Here is a 16,215-nt window from a genome sequence, read left to right as displayed (position 1 = left end):
TTTCTGGCCAGCCGGGCTCTGATGGATTCGGTGCTGCGTCCCTACGATCTCGGGCACACCCAGTGGTACGTGCTCCAGTTGCTCGCCATCAACGGTCCGTTGAACCAGCGTGAGGTCACCCGCCTGCTCGAAGTGGAGCGAGCGACACTCAGCACGATCACCGGCGTTCTCGTCCGCAAGGGACTGATCGAACAGCTTGCCGACGACGCGGACCAGCGCCAGAAGGTCCTGCGCATCACGGCGGCCGGCACCGACCTCTGGAGCACGATCCCGGATCCGATCGAGCTGATCACCACCGTCGCCTTCGCCGGCGTCGATCCGACCGACCTGGCAACCGCCCGGCGCGTACTCAGCGAAGCCACCGAACGTCTTGTCAACCACAGAACGGAGAACAAGCAACCATGACGATTCTCGTCACCGGTGGCACCGGCCTGGTCGGCTCACGTCTGCTGAAGCGATTCGCCGCGAACGGTACCGACTGCAGAGCGCTCGTGCGTCCCGGTAAGACCGTTCCGGAAGGAATTCAGCCAGTTGAGGGAGACGTGCTGCATCCGGAGACGCTTTCCAAAGCCCTGGTCGGCGTCACGGCCGTCGTTCACCTGGCCGCCGTGTTCCGCACCACGGACGAAGCCCGGATCTGGGCGGTCAACCTGGACGGGACCCGCAACCTGATCGCCGCAACGCAAGCCATCAGTCCCCAGGCCCGATTCCTGCTGGCCAGCACCTCCAACGTCTACGGTCCAGAACTCACCCATCCTGGTCGCGAGACCGACGCCACGACAGCGACGCACGCCTACCCGGCCAGCAAGGTCCAGGCCGAGGCGGAAGTCCGCGCCAGCGGACTGAACTGGGTGATCCTGCGCTTCCCCTTCGTGTACGGCGACCAGGACGGTCATCTCGAAGCGGCTCCGCAACAACTGGCCGAGATGGGATGGCATCCTGCCCGCAAACTCAGCGTCATTCACCACGAGGACATCGCAACCGCGATCAACCTCGCCCTCACCGGCGAACTGGACGGACAAACGGTCAACATTGCCGACGACTCACCCCTCACCGCCTACGAAATGGCCCAACTCGTCGGCTCGACCTACGAATCCTCCGGCGAGCCCCTGCCCAACCCCTGGCAAGGCCACATGGACATCTCCCTCGCTCGAAGCCTCGGCTTCCGACCGAAGGTCCCCACCGCCTACCAGGCCTGTCACGACGGAAGAATCTGACCCGAACCGCTGAATTGCGATGCGACCGCATCGCGGTCGATGAGCGACCAGACGTGCGCGATCCGCCCGTCCTCGAACCGGTAGAAGACGTGCTCGGCGAAGGAGACCGCCCTCCCTGTCGGTTCAAGGCCGAGGAACGTACTTGTCGGGGTGCAGTCGAACCAGAGCCGGCAGGCCACCAGGTCGCCACCAGTGGACAGCAGGTGAGCCTCGAAGCGTAGATCCGGAACCCTGCGAACATCCTCCGCGATCATGTCGGCGTACTCCTGGCGCGTCAGCACCTTGTCGTTGTAGACGAGTTCGTCGCACACATAGCGGTCCAGCTCGTCGAACCTCCGGCCGTTCAATACGTCGAGGTACGCCAGGTACGTGGACTCCAGGTTCTCGTGGGCCACGGGTTCTCCTTCCAGATCACACCTCTCAGCGTGGTTACCTACATCCAGTGCAAGAGCTCCTGAAACAAGCCGGGGGCGCCGCATCAAGCGGCGCCCCCGGTGCTGCACTACTGCAGGATCACTCTCCAACCAGCTGGTTCCAGTGGCCGGTGACCGAGAAGATGCCGGTGCCCGGGACGGTGCCGCCGGTGACCCGGCCGTAGGACGTGACCGCGGTCTTCGAGCCGTTGAACTTGCTCGTCGCGTACTGGTACACCGAGTCGGTCTCGTTGTCGAAACCGGTCACCAGCGTGCCGCCCCTGGTACCGCACTCCCTGGCGGCCAGCGACTCGTACGCCGCGAAGCCCGCGCTACGGACCAGCTTCAGGATCGGCTTGGTCGAGGCCGCGGCCGGGATCCGGACCGTCCAGAGCGCGCCCGCCTTGGTGGTCATCAGCAGCGTGTCGTAGGTCGCGGTTTCCGAGACCACCGTCATCGCCTTGAACCCCTTGAAGCCCGCGAAGTGACCGAGCGCCCGGAAGGTCGCACCCGACGCCGCGTACCGGTACAGGCTGCCGTTGGTGCTCAGCCCGTACAGGTACGAGCGGTTGGGCGCGGTGATCGCGTAGTTCGACGTCACCAGCTGGGTGAAACTGGTCCAGCCCGAGCCGATCCGCGCGTACGTCGGCCGCGCGTTGTCGGTGTCGAAATAGGTCACACCGCGGTACAACGTGCCGCCCTGCACGAACAGGCTGTGGTAGTAGAAGTGCGCGTCGGTCTTCACGCCGTACCACGTCGTGTTGAGACGGGTGCCGACGAACGGGAAGTCGGCGAAGAACTCACCGCGCGGCGGCTTGGCCGGGGTGACCAGGACGTCGCTGATCCCCGGCTTCGGGGTGTTGAAGCCCACGTCCTGCACGCATCCCCCGGAGGCGAGCTTGGTGTTCGGCGTGGTCTTCAGGTTGCCCTTGGCCGGGTTGGCGATCGCGGGCGTCGGGTCGGACCGCACGGCGGCGGTGGCCGGGCCGGCGGCGGCCGCGGCGGCAAGCACGCCGACCCCGGCCAGGGCGAGCGCGAAGCGCTGCAGTTTCATACTGGGAATCCCCCTCAAGACAAGAGCGACCTCGATGAGCCTCGAGACCGTCCGCGAGCATAACGCGCGCAAGGGACACAACGCGCCGCAATTGCACCTTGTTGCAGCGCCGACCGACTGCCTACAGAACATGCGAAGTGGCCGTCGGCGCCCAGGATCACCAGCTCGCCGTTTATCGCGTCCTGCGGGAGACCCGATCGTCAGCCGTATTCGTTGGGTAGTCGCTCGGCAGGGCCACCGGCATGGAGGCCGAGAGGAACCGACTCTGGAGGACCGATGCGGAAGAACGGACGCTCGGGATGTCCGATCACCATGTCGCTGGAGATCTTCGGTGACCGTTGGACGCTGGTGATACGCACCGGCAGAAAGTGACCTACTCGCTTACCGAGGCAGCCATTGAACTGGTCCCGGTGCTCGCCCAACTCAGCGACTGGGGGCCGGCATCTTCTGGTAGGTGACACGTATGCGGCGCGAGCGACAGTCCTGGTCGAGGGTGGCCCGGTCGAAGCTGTGCTTCAACCGTCGGCTGTGTGGTCAGTCGAGTGGGACACCTGTCTGGCTTGCCAAGGCGTCGATGAGCTGGGCTTGGAAGTCTTGGTCGTGGCAGGCCGGGTGTGGTGGCTGCGTTTGCCGGTGGTGCCAGTAGCCGCCGGTGCGCGGTGTCACGTCTTCGTCGGTGGCCAGCCACGCCTGGGTCTCGTGCCCGGCCGTCAGATCGTCCGGGGCGCCGGCACCACCCATCCGGGTCGGGACCCAACCGGGATCGACAGCATGGCTAGAGGTCTGAGCCCATCGGGCCGCGACAGCCAAGGCGAAGGTCGTGACCCACAGCTTGCTGTCGGAGTAGGTACCGCCAGCCGACAACCGCCGCAGGTCGGTGGACCCGCCACGATGCATGCCACTGCTGAGGTAGATCAGTCTGCCGGGCTTGTCCATCGATGCGGTCAGCAGGTACGGCGCAACGACGTTGACCGTCATCACGTCGGGAGCGCCCAGGACACCGGCGTTGTGGATCACAGCATCGAAGCGACCGAAGCGAGCTGCTTGCCGTGCGACGTCGTGGATCTCGTCCACCCGGGCGAGATCGCCGATCACCACCCCCTTCCACAGGTCCGGATCCCTGAGACGGGACTCATTGCGGACGTGAACGACCACATCATGCCCGTCGTCGGCCAACGCCTGCGCCGTGTTGTACCCGAGCCCGCTGGCCGCCCCGGTCACCATGACGAGTGCCATATCAGAGGACCTTCGTCTCGGCGTCGTCGTGGGACGCGGCCCAGGAGGCCAGCAGTTGCAGGCTTTCCTCGGACGGTGAGCCAGGTTCGGCGGTGTAGACGGTGAGCGTCAGGCCGGATTCCGACGTCATGGCCAGGGCTTCCCAGCTCAGCGTGAGCTCGCCGACCACCGGGTGACGGAAGCGCTTGGTGCCGGTCCCGTGCCGCGTGACGTTGTGAGCACCCCAACGGGTCCGGAAGTCGTCGCAGCGCGTGGAGAGTTCCCCGACCAGGTCATGGAGGTCCTTGTCGTGCGGGTTGCGGCCGGCCTCGGTCCGCAGCAAGTCGACGGTCATGTCGGCGACGTGGTCCCAGTCGGGGTAGAAGCGGCGGGCCGCGGGGTCGAGGAACTGGAAGCGGGCCATGTTCGGCGGCTTCGTGCCGCTCGCGTAAAGGTCGGTGTAGAAGGCGCGGGCCAGCGCGTTGGCGGCGAGGACGTCCAGGCGGCCGTTCGCGACCCACGCCGGCCCCGCGGTGATCGCGTCCAGGGTCCATTGCAAGCTCGGGTGCGGGGTCCACTGCCTGCTGGAGCGCGTTCGGGGCCGGGCGAGCGTGTCGGAGCCTTCGGCGGCCTGGGCCAGGTGGAGCAGGTGCGCACGCTCGGCCTCGTCGAGCTGCAGCGCCCGCGCGACCGCCTCCAGCACCGCGGGCGACACACCCGAAAGGCTGCCGCGCTCGAGCTTGGCGTAGTACTCGACGCTGACATCAGCCAGCGCGGCGACCTCGCTGCGCCGCAGACCCGGCACCCTGCGCCTGCTGCCGGCGGGCACCCCTGCCTGCTCCGGGCTGAGCCTGGCTCGCCGCGAGACCAGGAACTCGCGGACCTCGTCACGGTTGTCCACACCCCGACAGTACGTCGACCAGCACCTCAGAGGGATGCACTACCAGTACACCCTTCACCAGTGACTCGTTACCCGCCCCGCCAGCCGGTTACCTGGACGTGGCAACAGCCGGTCCAGTCGTCGTACGGCGACCTCATCAATGCAAGGAGCAAATCCATCATGCGCGGTGTCTTGATGCACGCCCCCGGTGACTTCCGGGTGGAGGAGCGGGAGGACCCGAAGATCCTGAAGCCGACCGATGCCGTCATCCGGCTCGCCGCGACGTGCGTCTGCGGCTCGGACCTGTGGCCCTACCGCGGAGCCGAGCCCTTCGACGCGAACGCCCCGATCGGCCATGAGTACGTCGGGATCGTCGAGGAGATCGGCAGCGACGTCAGCAGCCTCGAGCCCGGCCAGTTCGTGGTCGGCGGCTTCTCCGCCTCCGACAACACCTGCGAGATCTGCCGCGCCGGCTACCAGACCGCCTGCGTCCAGCGGGAGTGGATGAACCCCATGGGCGCCCAGGCCGAACGGCTCCGGGTCCCGCTGGCCGACGGCACGCTCGTCGCCACCCCGGGCCTGCCGGACGACGACCTGATCCCCAGTCTGCTCACCGCGTCCGACGTACTGGCCACCGGCTGGTTCGCGGCCGTGGCAGCCCAGGCCGGAGCTGGCAAGACGGTTGCCGTCGTCGGCGACGGCGCGGTCGGCCTGCTCGGTGTCCTGGCGGCCAAGCAGCTCGGCGCGGAACGGATCATCGCGATGAGCAGGCACGAGTCCCGCCAGAAACTCGCACTCGACTTCGGCGCCACCGACCTCGTCACGGAGCGCGGCGACGACGGCGTACGGCAGATCAAGGAGCTGACCGGTGGCTTCGGCGCCCACTCCGTCATCGAGGCCGTCGGCACCCAGGAGTCCATGCTGCAGGCGATCCGCTCGACCCGCCCCGGTGGACATGTCGGGTACGTCGGCGTTGCACACGACGTCAGCCTGGACGGGCAAGAGCTGTTCTTCTCCCACGCCCACCTGCACGGCGGCCCCGCACCCGTGCGCGAATACCTGCCCCACCTCATCGACCTCATCTGGAACCGCCAGATCGACCCCGGCAAGGTCTTCGACCTCACCCTCCCCCTCGAGCAGGCCCCCGACGCCTACCGCGCCATGGACACCCGCCAAGCCATCAAGGTCCTACTCCGCCCCTGAAGTCCGTACCGCGCTTCTGGCCCACAACCACGCGAACAGCGCCAATGGTTGCGGCTCGACGGGCACTGGAACTGAAACTGAAACTTCCCCGCGCACATCGGAACCTGCACCGGCCACGGCGAGCGCTACGCCGACTCCTGTACGGACGTCTACCCCGACTCCGAGACTGCCCGCATCGGTCAAAACGAAGGACGGCACGAACCTCGCTGCGTGCCGTGACGGCAACTGCCAGGTGATTGTTCTGGATCGACCGGTGACCATCAGGTTCCGGGGTGGAAGGCCGCTCATCAGCGGTTCGCTGACCCTTAAAGGCATCGATACCGACGGAATGGCCTACGAGATGGTCGGCGACAATTTCGCGGGCGGCGCCGGCGCCTTCGTCGACTGGAACACGACGACGTACGGCCTCGACCAGACCGTTCCCGGCGGCACTCAGGCACGCGCGGATGATCCGGCAGGCTTCACCGGGCGGGCTATCTACGTCGGTGCCGGTATCGCTGTCATCGACCTTCACGTGGTGTGAAGCGGGCGAGCAGGCCTATGCCTGTGTCTCAGCCGCCAGCTGAATTTCGACGGTCCGGTGCCGATTGGGAACTACCAGAGCGGCGGCGGTAGGCGCCCGGTGACATGCCGCACAAGCGGTTGAAGGTGGCGTAGAAGCCGCTCTGTGAGCCGAACCCGGCCTCGACGGCGATGGCCGCGGTGGTGGCATTCGTGGTGAGGAGCAGACGTTGCGCCTCGGCGACGCGACACTGCGTCAAGTACGCGCCGAGTGTGGTGCCGGTGACCCGGCGGAACAGGGTCATCGCGTAGTTCGGGTGCAGGTGCGCGGCCGTGGCGACCTCGGCGGCGGTGATCGGATCACGGAAGTGGGCCATCGCGTATCTCGCCATGAGAGCGGCGTGGCGAACGCCGTCGTCGGTACCGTCCCACTCCACAGACGGCAGGTCCGTGCCGCGAACGCTGTGCAGCAGCCGCCGGATGTGCGCCTGGATCTCCAGCATCGCGATTCGGCGCCGCTCGACGGATCCAGTGGCGAGATCTTCGGTCCATCGGTCGAAGGCGGACAGGTCCAGCACCCCGGCTGCTTCCATCGGGGCAACCACCGGACGCCCGCCGAGCAGTCGGGCGAGGCCCGCGTCGGGCAGACTCCAGCCGAGCACCGTCCGCACGGGGACGTGAGCCCAACCGACGTGGGCGCGCGACATGTCCGCCGGACTGTCCAGTAGCCGATGCGGCATCGCAGCCCAGAACAGGCCGACCTCGCCGGGACGGATCTCGGCAAGCGTTCCGCCGAACAGGTAGCGCAGCGGCGCGTCGGTCACCACGTTGAGCTCGATGTCGTCGTGGCAGTGCGCCTGCCGCATCGTCGGTGCCGGCCCGGTGAGACACCAGAGCTCGGGCGTGTGCAGCACGAGCGCGGCCGGATCAGACATCGAGGACCTTAGTTTTCAGGAACTTCGGCGTAATTGTCCAGAAGAACTCTAGTCCACTCAGCTCTTAATGTGAAGGCGTTCACCGACGAAGGGACCACGATGGCGAAAATTGCAATCATCGGCGCGGGCGGGTACGTCTTTCCCTTCCGCCTGATCGGCGATCTGCTCAGCTTTCCTGCCCTGCAGAACAGCACGCTCGCCCTGATGGACATCGATGCCGAGCGGCTCGAGCGAACTGCGACAGCGGCCCGTGAGCTGATCGAGCACCACGGGCTACCGGCCGCGGTACTCGAAACCACCGACCGCAAGGAGGCCCTGGATGCCGCTGACTACGTGATCATCACGTTCCAGGTCGGTGGCGTCGATGCGTACCGGCACGACGTCGAGATTCCCCGCAGGTACGGGATCGACCAGACGGTCGGCGACACCGTCGGGCCCGGTGGGGTGTTCCGCTTCCTGCGGTCTGTTCCGGCATACCGGGAACTGGCCTCCGATATCCACGCTCTCTGTCCAGGAGCGCAGGTGATCAACTACGCCAACCCGATGGCGATGGCGACCTGGTACCTGACCAGCCTGGGACTGCGGCCGGTCGGTCTGTGCCACAGCGTCCAGGGCACGACCCGCATGCTCGCCCGGGAGCTCGACATTCCCTACGGCGAGGTGCGCTATCTGTCCGCCGGGATCAACCACCAGGCCTGGATCCTCGAATTCCGCCGCGGCAACCAGGACCTCTACCCCGATCTGCGACGGCGGATGCAACGCCACCTCAACTGGCAGGACACCACCGGGCTCGCCGACGACGACGGTGACCACAGTGGCGTCGACCGGGGCGTGTCCACGTACGAGGGCGGCATCGAACGCGTCCGTACCTCGATCATGGACGCGTTCGGCTACTTCCACACCGAGTCCAGCCACCACGCGTCGGAGTATCTGCCGTACTTCCGCAAGAACCCTGAGCTGGTGCGTGACTTCGTGCCGGTGCGCTGGGACTACTACGAGATCTGCCGCGACCACGACGAGGACGAGAAGATCATCACGGCCCTGGCCGAGCTCAAGGACGAACTCGCACCTTCGGTCGAGTACGGCGCCGTCATCGTCAACAGCATGGAGACGAACCGGCCCGGCGTGATCTACGGCAATGTCGAGAACCGCGAAATCATCCCCAATCTTCCCGAGGGATCCTGCGTAGAGGTTCCCTGCCTGGTGGACGGCAACGGCATCCAGCCGATCGCCGTGGGACCGCTTCCGCCCCAGTGCGCGGCGGTGAACCGCACCAACGTGAACGTGCAGGAACTCGCCGTTCAGGCCGCCCTGACCGGCAACCGCGAACACGTCTACCAAGCCGTCATGTTGGACCCCCTCACCGGCGCCCAGCTCACCCTCCAGCAGATCCGCACCATGGTCGACGAACTGTTCGAGGCTCACGCACCCCTCCTTCCCAGCGAATTGCTGTAACGGACAGAGTCAGCCAGCGCAGTCGCAAACAGTCAGGGGTTCAGCAGACCTGCCGAGCAGCTCAGAGGCAAGCGCCGAACGCGCCGGCCTTGCCTCTGAGTCACCCTTTCCTCAGGACCGCGAGGATGCGATCGTCGGTCTCCGCGGAGATCGCCTCCGCCCGGGCCTCTTCGAGGATGTCAGCGATCTGAACACGCGATCCGGTGGCCGCTGAACGCACCGCCGACTCGACCATCACGACGCTCATGAGATTCGATCGCGCCTCTGACTGTGGCGGTTCGCCCGTACGCACGGCTCGGACGAACTCGACCAACGAGCCGACGATCTGTTCGGGGTCGTCAGCCACCACCGCCGGCAGCGCCTCACCCGAGGCGAGTTCGGCGACGGGCGGGATGTCCCCGTCCCAGACCGCCGTACCGCCGGATGCGCTGGCCCGCCACCGGCTGTTCCAGGACGTTTCCAGGCCCGGGGCGCACCAGCTGCCGGTGAACGTGAAGCGGGCGCTGTCAGCGAACCGAAAGATCGCGGACGCGGCCGCGTTGCCGTCGAACCAGCTCCACGACGGGTTGTACGACTCGCAGTACACCGACACCGGCTCCGACCCGATCAGCTTGCGGGACAGGTCGAACTGGTGGATCGCCATGTCGACCAGCAACGGCTCGGCCATCCGCTCCCGGAACCCGCCGAAATGCGGAGCCTTGAAGAACTCGCACGACAGCGACCCGATCGTGGGTCGAGGTCGAGATCGACGAGCCCCGCGAGGACGACGTCCGGGTTGGCGGCGATGGTGCGCAGCCAGACACCGCCCATCCCGCCGGCGCCGACCTGCAGCAGTCGCAAGGGTTCAGGCATCGGCAGGCTCCTCGATGGGTCCGGTGTACCCATGTCCGTTGAAGAAGTCGCCGGTCTCGTAGCGCAACAGCGTCGGCAGTTCGCGCTTGTGAAGATCCGTGCGCGCCCACGCGACGCCGTTCGCGATCACCTTACGGACATCCTTGTGGTGATACACCGGGTAGTCCTGGTCACCGGGCGAGAAGTAGAAGATCTTCCCGTGCCCGCGACGGAACGTGCAGCCCGAGCGGAACACCTCGCCGCCGGAGAACGACGACACGAACACCAGTTCGTCCGGCACCGGGATACCCGCGGCTCCACCTGCTCGTGCCGGTTCTCGCCCCAGACAAGTACACGAATCGTCATAGTGTTCTTCCCGTCAGATCGATGTCCGGACTATGCCCAGAACCAGGTTTCGGGGTCGTAGGCGGCCGGTACGGGGTGGTGCCAGTCGTTCACCAGCCCGCCATTGCCGGTCTGTTCCTTCGTAGGGACGTTCCGCAGGCCCTCCTTGACGAGCACCACCTGCGGATAGTTCGCGACCGAGCCGATAAAGAACGGACCGTGCTCGAGATGGATCTTCACCATCTGCCAGAGAAGGCTGTCCCGCTTCACTACGTCCGTCTCGACCCGTACCTTCCCGGCGAGCTCCCACAGCCGGGCGATCGGCCCACCAGGCTCCGGCTCCGCCCGAGGCGGCTTGCGCTTGTACGGGTCCACGTCGAGTTGCTGCTTCTCTGCCGCGGTGCCCCGCAGGCTGTAGAACGCCCCTTGCAGCGGCGCCCAGCGAGACGGCTCCATCGGCATCAGCCACACCATGTCGGCTGCCATGGTGACCGTGCTCGCTTCCCACTCCGTCTTACTGATCCCCTGGCCCTGCTCCCACCGGTCCTCATAGCTGGCGGCCGGCACCGGGTTCAGCCGGCTTGCGATGCCGATCGCATCCCAGTGCTTCTTCAGCAAGTGATTCTTCTGCAGCGTCTCGCCACCTGGGGCGGAGTCGGCGGGGTAGTCGAGATCGATCACCAGTTTTCCGCCGTCGGGCATCTCGCGCTTGCCGTCGCCGTCCTTGTCCACGACGCCCAACTCGTCGAGCATCTTCTTGGCCAACTCCGGGTCGTAGCGGACGAAGGAGTCCCGCCACTTCTGGTACATCGACGGACCCTCCCCGCGGGTCAGCTCCAGCGTCTTCGGGCCGTACCCACCGGTGGTCAGCTCGCCCGAGTCGAAGTAGACAGCCTTCCGTACATCAGCACGGTTGAACGCATAGGACAACGCCTGCCGAAACTTCGGCTCACGGATCAGAGCCCGCATCTTCGGCTCGTAGTAGTCCTGGTTGAAGAAGAACACCGACCCTGTGCCGGAGCCGCTGTCCCACAGATGCAACTGGTACTTGGTCTTGGCGACGTTGCGTTTCAGCGGCGCCACGTCGGCCAGCGTCATACCGACGAAAGGACCGTGCACATAGTCGTACGAGCCGTTGTGAATCTTCAGCCGACGGGTCTCCGTCTGGGCGACCACCTCGAAGGACAAGGTATCGAGGTACGGCAACTGATTGCCCTGCTGGTCGACGACCCAGTAGTAGGGATTGCGCTTCCAAGTCGATGAACGGCCTTGGTGGTACTCCGCGAGTTGCCACCCGTTCATCGTCGGCGACTTCGGATTGGTCGTGAAGTCGCGCATCTGGTCGAACTTGGTCGTCCAGTCCTTCCCGACATTGCGGTTGTAGCGGGGGTGATAGGCCTTCAGGTAGTGCTTGGGTTCCATCCAGCCGGCACCGAGTCCACGCTTGACCCAGTTGGCCAGCAGCTCTGGCAGCATCGGGCTGGGCGCGTCGAACGTCATCACGATCGTGTACTCGTCGGGCGCGGTGACCTTCGCGACAGTCCCGGTGCCCGACCGCGCCTCGTCAGGTATGCCTTCGGCGTATTCCTCGTTGAGGACCATGTCCTCCCACCAGAACATGACGTCCGCAGTCGTCCAGGGCTGCCCGTCGGACCACTTCAGCCCCTTGCGGAAATGCAAGGTCCAGACCGTGTAGCCCGGGTTCGACTCCCAGCTTTCCACCAGACCGGGCGCGATGTCCCTGCCGTCGTTGATCCAACGTAGCGGCGAATGGCCGTAGAAGTACTCCTTGGGCGCGTACGTCACGTCGTCGGTGCTCGGCAGGTTGAGCTTGCCGCCGTACTTGCCGGACTGCAGCCAGCGGTGCGGAACCACGTAAGGCCGCTTGGGCAGACGCTGCGCCACAGGCGGCAGCGAGCCCGCCTGGACCAGCCTGGCCAGCTCGGGGGACTCCCCGAGCCGTGCGGGGACGGCCAACGGCTTCGCTTCAGAGCCTTTGCGGGCCAGATCCACCTTCGATCCGTTGCCGCTACCGCTCGAGGTGTTCGGACCAGGCGTGCAGGCTTGTACTGCGAGTACTCCCGCCGCGACGGCGGCACCGCGCAGCAACGTGCGGCGGGAGGTTCCTGCCGTACCAACAGCGCTCTCAATCTTGTCCATCAGGTCTCCAAACTGGCTTCACGAATCGTCGATTCAATTCGACTGCAATGACGAGAATGCGCGAGGAGCGCGCTACGAACAGGCCCTCTCGGTCGCGAACCACAGATCCTGCGCCAGGTTGAACGTCGCGAAGGAGTAGTTGCCCATCGGGCTCCAGTACTCGTATTCCTGGCGTGACTCCCCCTGATAGACGAGCACGATCTGCCAGGTATCGACGTACACCACCCACACGCGTCGCTGACGCACCACGTCGTCGTCCGAGAAGGTGTACAGCCGCTCCAAACGCACCAAGTTGCCCACGGCATCGTCATGCGACTCGAGCACCTCGCAAGAGTTCAGTCGAGCAAGCCCTTCGGCCATGCCAGAACTCAGTAGGTCGAGATCCTCGGCTACGACGGACTCGGGCAATCGGTTCGCCCAGGCCGCGAGGTAGGTCTGCGGCGCCGAGGCCTCCGGAGAGAACAGCGCGCCCTCCTGGCCGTCGGGCAACTCGAACGTGTTCCAGGTCGACGGGTAGCGGAATGCGAACCGTCCGAGCGGATCCTGGTAGATCGACACCCCCCGGAACCGCGGCGGGCTCTCCCGCCTCTGTTCGATCACGACATCGCCTCCTGAGTACCGTGTGGGGCCACATCGGAAGACGGCCTCGAATTCCTGCTCGCCGCCGCTCGCACCGCCTCCTCCGCCGAAATCACGGGAACGTCCGGCAGCGGTTCGGCGCCTTTCAGCTCGAGCGAGTCGGCGAGGTGGCAGGCCGCCAACTGACCGTCACCAAGATCTCGCAGCTGCGGCACCTCCGTCCTGCATCGATCCTGCGCGTACTTGCACCGCGGATGGAAGTGACATCCGTGCGGCGGGTCGGCCGGCGAGGGCACGTCGCCGGTGAGCAGCGTCGGCCTGGTCCTCTTGCGCGGGTCCGGTTTTGGCAGCGCCGACAGGAGCGCTTCGGTGTACGGCATCTTCGGGCTGTAGAACAGCTGGTCCGTGGTACCGACCTCGACGACCTTGCCCAGGTACATCACCGCTACTCGATCGGCGATGTGTTCGACCACCGACAGGTCATGCGAAACGAACAGGTATGTCAGATCGAACTGCGCCTGGAGACTCTCCAGCAGATTCAGCACCTGTGCCTGCACGGAGACGTCCAGCGCCGACACCGGTTCATCGCAGACGATAAGTTTGGGGTTCAGCGCCAACGCCCGCGCGATGCCGATCCGCTGCCGCTGACCACCTGAGAACGCGTGGGGGTAACGGCTGGCATGCTCGGGCCGCAACCCGACAACGGTCAGCAGTTCGGCGACCCGGTCGCGCAGTTCGCGTCCATGATGAGTCCGGTTGATCACCATCGGCTCGGCGATGATCCGGCCGACCGTCATCCGCGCGTCGAGCGAGGAGAACGGGTCCTGGAAGATGATCTGCATCTCCGGACGCAGCCGCTTCAGCTGCTGGCGGTCCGCAGTCCCGATGTTGACCGGGCCCAGCTCTTCGTGATGATAGACAACCTCGCCACCGGTCGGCTCCTCCAGGCGCAGGACGGTCCGGCCCGTCGTACTCTTGCCGCAGCCACTCTCACCTACCAGTCCGAACGTCTCACCGCGATTGATGGTGAAGTCGACGCCATCGACGGCCTTGACCTGACCGACGACCCGGCGAAGCAGGCCGTTCTTGACCGGGAAGTGCTTCTTCAAGCCGGTGACCTCGAGCAGCGGATCAGACATCGTCATTCCTCCTCTTCACGCTCGGACACCGTGTCGACTGCGACGTCGAGAGGGGTGCACCCTGGATAGAGATGGCAGCGAACACCGTGTCCGTCGATCCCGCCTTCGACCGGCGCCTCGATCGGCACCACCGTGTCGCACAGGCCCTTCATCGCGCTCGGACACCGCGGGTGGAACGGGCAGCCCGGCACGGTCGAATACGGATCCGGGACGCTGCCCTTCATCGACTCCAACGGCTGTCCGCGCCCGACACCTATCCGTGGTATCGAACGGAGCAAGGAGATCGTGTACGGGTGCTTCGGGTTGTAGAACAGGTCGTCGACGGGCGCCCGCTCGACGACCCGGCCGAGATACATGACGACCACGTCGTCGCACAGCTGGGCCACGACGCCCATCGAGTGAGTGATGAACATGATCGACATGCCGGACTCGGCCTGCAGGTCACGCATCAGTTGCAGGATCTGCGCTTCGGTCGTCACGTCCAGCGCCGTCGTCGGTTCATCGGCGATCAGCAGTGTCGGCGTACACGACAAGGCCATCGCGATCATCGCGCGCTGACGCATACCGCCGGACAGCTGGTGCGGGTAGGTTCGCGCCACCTGTTCCGGGTTGGGCATTCCGACGCGGCGCAGCACCTCGACGGCCCGCCGCCGCGCTTCGTCCTTGTCTCGCGTCTGGTGCAGCCGGACTGCTTCCTCGATCTGGTCTCCGATGGTGTAGACCGGGTTGAGCGAGGTCATCGGCTCCTGGAAGATCATCGAGATCTCCTTGCCCCGAATGGACCGCATCTCCCGGCCCTGCGGATCCAGCGAGGTCAGGTCGACAGCCTCCGGCCGCGACCGGAACAGGATTCGGCCCTTGCTGATCGTGCCGGCCTTCTCGACGATCTGGAGGATCGCGCGAGCCGTCACGCTCTTGCCGCAACCGCTCTCCCCGACGATGCCGAGGACCTTGCCCTGCGGCACGTCGAAGTTCACGCCGTTGAGTGCGTTCACCTTGCCCAGCGGTGTCTTGAACTCGACGTGCAGGTTCTGCACGCTGACGACAGCGTCGGCCGGTGTCCGCGCGCCGCGGACGGTCGCGGTGGGTGTCGAGGTCGGCGTCATCCTGTGTACTCCTTGCCTCAGGCTCCTGGTCTGCGTCGTACGAGAGCGGTCGGTTGCCGCTGCGGCTTATCCGTAGGGATCCACGGCGTCCCGGATGCCGTCACCGAGCAGCTGGAAACAGGTGACGGCGACGATGACCGCGAACGCCGGAATCAAGAGCCACGGGTACGACGTCACGACGTTGACGTCCTGCGCGTCCTGCAGCAGCACTCCCCAACTGATCGCCGGGTCCTGCATGCCGATCCCGAGGAACGAGAGCGACGTCTCGGCGACGATTCCCATCGGGATCGCCAGCATCGTGACCGCGACGATGTGGCTCAGCGAGTTCGGGATCATGTGGGTGCGAATGATGCGCGCGTGGCCACTGCCGGCCGCCCGCGCCGCCTTCACGTAGTCGGCTCCGGCGTACGACATCACCTTCGCGCGTAGTGCCCGGGCCAAGCCGGCCCATCCGACCAGCGACAGGATGACCGACATGAAGAAGTAGCGCTCGGGTACCGACATGTCGCGGGGCAGGATCGCCGCCAGTGTCGCCCAGAGCGGCAGTGTCGGAACCGATGAGACGATCTCGATGACGCGCTGGATCACCGTGTCGGTGATCCCGGCGAAGTAGCCCGAGATCGTGCCGATGATCACCGCCAGGACGGTCGCGATGGCCGTCCCGAACAGACCGATGCTCAGTGAGACCTGTGCGCCTTTCACCGTACGCGCGAAGACGTCGCGCCCGGAGGAATCGCCGCCCCAGATCAGCACCTTGCCGCTGCCCGGTGTGAACAGGTGGCGGTCGGTCTCGATCAGGCCGAACAGCTTGTAGTTCCAGCCCTTGCCGAACAGGTGCAGCCGATCCGGGTGCTCGCAGTCGGAGGTGTAGACGTACTCGAAGTCCTTGATCTCCTGCCGCAGCGCACACATCGCCGGTCCGCCGCTCCACACGATCCGCGTCGGCACCGCGAACTTGGCGCTGGTGTCGACCGCCGCCGGATCGTTCGGCGCCACGAAGGGAGCGAACAATGCGACCAGGTACAGGAACAGCAGGACGATGCCACCGCCGACCGCGAGCTTGCTCTGCCGGAAGCGGCGAATCATCAAGCGGGCTTGAGAAATTTCGGCGACATCAGCGCCCTTCTCGGCCGGCGCGCTCACGTCCGGATCGGTCGAGATTACTCCGAGGCTTGCCATCAC

At 65.9% G+C, this 16,215-nt stretch carries 18 protein-coding genes; 6 read left to right on the top strand and 12 right to left on the bottom strand.

Annotation, left to right across the window (positions count from 1 at the left end; genetic code table 11):
• Positions 1-30: 30 nt before the first annotated feature.
• Both EV651_RS10600 and EV651_RS10595 read left to right on the top strand, forming a co-directional pair.
• A complete protein-coding gene (locus EV651_RS10600; protein WP_202870263.1) occupies positions 31-405 on the top strand; it encodes a MarR family winged helix-turn-helix transcriptional regulator in 375 nt (124 codons plus the stop codon).
• Positions 402-1,217, top strand: a complete 816-nt coding sequence (locus EV651_RS10595) for an NAD(P)-dependent oxidoreductase (protein WP_133784660.1) — start codon at positions 402-404, stop codon at positions 1,215-1,217. The genes EV651_RS10600 and EV651_RS10595 overlap by 4 nt, the downstream gene beginning before the upstream one ends.
• On the opposite strand, the gene EV651_RS10590 is transcribed toward EV651_RS10595, so the two are convergent.
• Together EV651_RS10590 and EV651_RS10585 are read right to left on the bottom strand one after the other, a co-directional pair.
• Entirely contained in the window at positions 1,199-1,612 is a 414-nt protein-coding gene (locus EV651_RS10590; RefSeq protein ID WP_133784658.1) for an ester cyclase, read from the bottom strand. The genes EV651_RS10595 and EV651_RS10590 overlap by 19 nt on opposite strands.
• Before the next feature lie 118 nt (positions 1,613-1,730).
• On the bottom strand, positions 1,731-2,684 hold the full coding sequence (locus EV651_RS10585; RefSeq protein WP_133784656.1) for a hypothetical protein: 954 nt from the start codon (positions 2,682-2,684) through the stop codon (positions 1,731-1,733).
• Positions 2,685-3,052: 368 nt separating this feature from the next.
• Here EV651_RS10585 and EV651_RS43235 point away from each other — a divergent pair, with 368 nt between their 5' ends.
• A complete protein-coding gene (locus EV651_RS43235) occupies positions 3,053-3,142 on the top strand; it encodes a hypothetical protein (RefSeq protein ID WP_370352445.1) in 90 nt (29 codons plus the stop codon).
• 76 nt (positions 3,143-3,218) lie between these two features.
• Here EV651_RS43235 and EV651_RS10575 read toward each other — a convergent pair whose 3' ends face one another.
• Positions 3,219-3,920, bottom strand: a complete 702-nt coding sequence (locus EV651_RS10575) for an SDR family NAD(P)-dependent oxidoreductase (protein WP_133784654.1) — start codon at positions 3,918-3,920, stop codon at positions 3,219-3,221.
• 1 nt (position 3,921) lies between these two features.
• A complete protein-coding gene (locus EV651_RS10570) occupies positions 3,922-4,800 on the bottom strand; it encodes a helix-turn-helix transcriptional regulator (protein WP_133784652.1) in 879 nt (292 codons plus the stop codon).
• Positions 4,801-4,959: 159 nt separating this feature from the next.
• Between EV651_RS10570 and EV651_RS10565 the strand changes: the two genes are divergently transcribed.
• Entirely contained in the window at positions 4,960-5,982 is a 1,023-nt protein-coding gene (locus EV651_RS10565) for a zinc-dependent alcohol dehydrogenase family protein (protein ID WP_133784650.1), read from the top strand.
• Positions 5,983-6,235: 253 nt separating this feature from the next.
• Positions 6,236-6,505 carry a hypothetical protein gene (locus EV651_RS10560; RefSeq protein ID WP_133784648.1) on the top strand — a complete coding sequence of 90 codons (270 nt, stop codon included), beginning with the start codon at positions 6,236-6,238 and terminating at the stop codon, positions 6,503-6,505.
• Positions 6,506-6,533: 28 nt separating this feature from the next.
• On the opposite strand, the gene EV651_RS10555 is transcribed toward EV651_RS10560, so the two are convergent.
• Positions 6,534-7,418 carry a helix-turn-helix domain-containing protein gene (locus tag EV651_RS10555; RefSeq protein ID WP_133784646.1) on the bottom strand — a complete coding sequence of 295 codons (885 nt, stop codon included), beginning with the start codon at positions 7,416-7,418 and terminating at the stop codon, positions 6,534-6,536.
• Positions 7,419-7,517: 99 nt separating this feature from the next.
• Between EV651_RS10555 and melA the strand changes: the two genes are divergently transcribed.
• A complete protein-coding gene (gene melA, locus EV651_RS10550; protein WP_130383182.1) occupies positions 7,518-8,873 on the top strand; it encodes an alpha-galactosidase in 1,356 nt (451 codons plus the stop codon).
• A gap of 100 nt (positions 8,874-8,973) precedes the next feature.
• Here the strand turns inward: melA and EV651_RS10545 are convergent, their stop codons facing one another.
• The 7 genes from EV651_RS10545 to EV651_RS10515 form a co-directional block, all read right to left on the bottom strand.
• The gene (locus EV651_RS10545) at positions 8,974-9,540 is read right to left on the bottom strand and encodes a Gfo/Idh/MocA family protein (protein WP_238156801.1); all 567 of its coding nucleotides are present in this window, start codon (positions 9,538-9,540) and stop codon (positions 8,974-8,976) included.
• A gap of 177 nt (positions 9,541-9,717) precedes the next feature.
• A complete protein-coding gene (locus tag EV651_RS10540; RefSeq protein WP_370352441.1) occupies positions 9,718-10,005 on the bottom strand; it encodes a ThuA domain-containing protein in 288 nt (95 codons plus the stop codon).
• Positions 10,006-10,100: 95 nt separating this feature from the next.
• Positions 10,101-12,209, bottom strand: a complete 2,109-nt coding sequence (locus EV651_RS10535; protein WP_133784644.1) for an ABC transporter substrate-binding protein — start codon at positions 12,207-12,209, stop codon at positions 10,101-10,103.
• A 72-nt stretch (positions 12,210-12,281) separates the two neighbouring features.
• Positions 12,282-12,809: a hypothetical protein gene (locus EV651_RS10530; RefSeq protein WP_133784642.1), complete on the bottom strand. Its 528-nt coding sequence runs from the start codon at positions 12,807-12,809 to the stop codon at positions 12,282-12,284.
• The gene (locus tag EV651_RS10525; protein WP_133784640.1) at positions 12,806-13,927 is read right to left on the bottom strand and encodes an ABC transporter ATP-binding protein; all 1,122 of its coding nucleotides are present in this window, start codon (positions 13,925-13,927) and stop codon (positions 12,806-12,808) included. Before EV651_RS10525 ends, EV651_RS10530 begins: the two co-directional genes overlap by 4 nt.
• Positions 13,928-13,929: 2 nt before the next feature.
• Complete coding sequence (locus EV651_RS10520) at positions 13,930-15,033, bottom strand: ABC transporter ATP-binding protein (RefSeq protein WP_133784637.1); 1,104 nt, start codon at positions 15,031-15,033, stop codon at positions 13,930-13,932.
• Positions 15,034-15,099: 66 nt separating this feature from the next.
• The gene (locus EV651_RS10515; protein WP_133784636.1) at positions 15,100-16,212 is read right to left on the bottom strand and encodes an ABC transporter permease; all 1,113 of its coding nucleotides are present in this window, start codon (positions 16,210-16,212) and stop codon (positions 15,100-15,102) included.
• Between the last annotated feature and the right edge of the window lie 3 nt (positions 16,213-16,215).

The sequence above is a fragment of the Kribbella sp. VKM Ac-2571 genome, assembly GCF_004362255.1.
Taxonomy (GTDB): Bacteria; Actinomycetota; Actinomycetes; order Propionibacteriales; family Kribbellaceae; genus Kribbella; species Kribbella pratensis.
This window is presented reverse-complemented; position numbering and strand designations above follow the sequence as displayed.

What these genes read in the sequence shown, in the direction of transcription:
- EV651_RS10595 (WP_133784660.1), top strand. Translation starts at nt 402, where the DNA reads ATGACGATTCTCGTCACCGGTGGCACCGGCCTGGTCGGCTCACGTCTG.
- EV651_RS10585 (WP_133784656.1), bottom strand. Translation starts at nt 2,684, where the DNA reads ATGAAACTGCAGCGCTTCGCGCTCGCCCTGGCCGGGGTCGGCGTGCTT.
- EV651_RS10575 (WP_133784654.1), bottom strand. Translation starts at nt 3,920, where the DNA reads ATGGCACTCGTCATGGTGACCGGGGCGGCCAGCGGGCTCGGGTACAAC.
- EV651_RS10565 (WP_133784650.1), top strand. Translation starts at nt 4,960, where the DNA reads ATGCGCGGTGTCTTGATGCACGCCCCCGGTGACTTCCGGGTGGAGGAG.
- EV651_RS10555 (WP_133784646.1), bottom strand. Translation starts at nt 7,418, where the DNA reads ATGTCTGATCCGGCCGCGCTCGTGCTGCACACGCCCGAGCTCTGGTGT.
- melA (WP_130383182.1), top strand. Translation starts at nt 7,518, where the DNA reads ATGGCGAAAATTGCAATCATCGGCGCGGGCGGGTACGTCTTTCCCTTC.
- EV651_RS10545 (WP_238156801.1), bottom strand. Translation starts at nt 9,540, where the DNA reads ATGGCCGAGCCGTTGCTGGTCGACATGGCGATCCACCAGTTCGACCTG.
- EV651_RS10535 (WP_133784644.1), bottom strand. Translation starts at nt 12,209, where the DNA reads ATGGACAAGATTGAGAGCGCTGTTGGTACGGCAGGAACCTCCCGCCGC.
- EV651_RS10525 (WP_133784640.1), bottom strand. Translation starts at nt 13,927, where the DNA reads ATGTCTGATCCGCTGCTCGAGGTCACCGGCTTGAAGAAGCACTTCCCG.
- EV651_RS10520 (WP_133784637.1), bottom strand. Translation starts at nt 15,033, where the DNA reads ATGACGCCGACCTCGACACCCACCGCGACCGTCCGCGGCGCGCGGACA.
- EV651_RS10515 (WP_133784636.1), bottom strand. Translation starts at nt 16,212, where the DNA reads ATGGCAAGCCTCGGAGTAATCTCGACCGATCCGGACGTGAGCGCGCCG.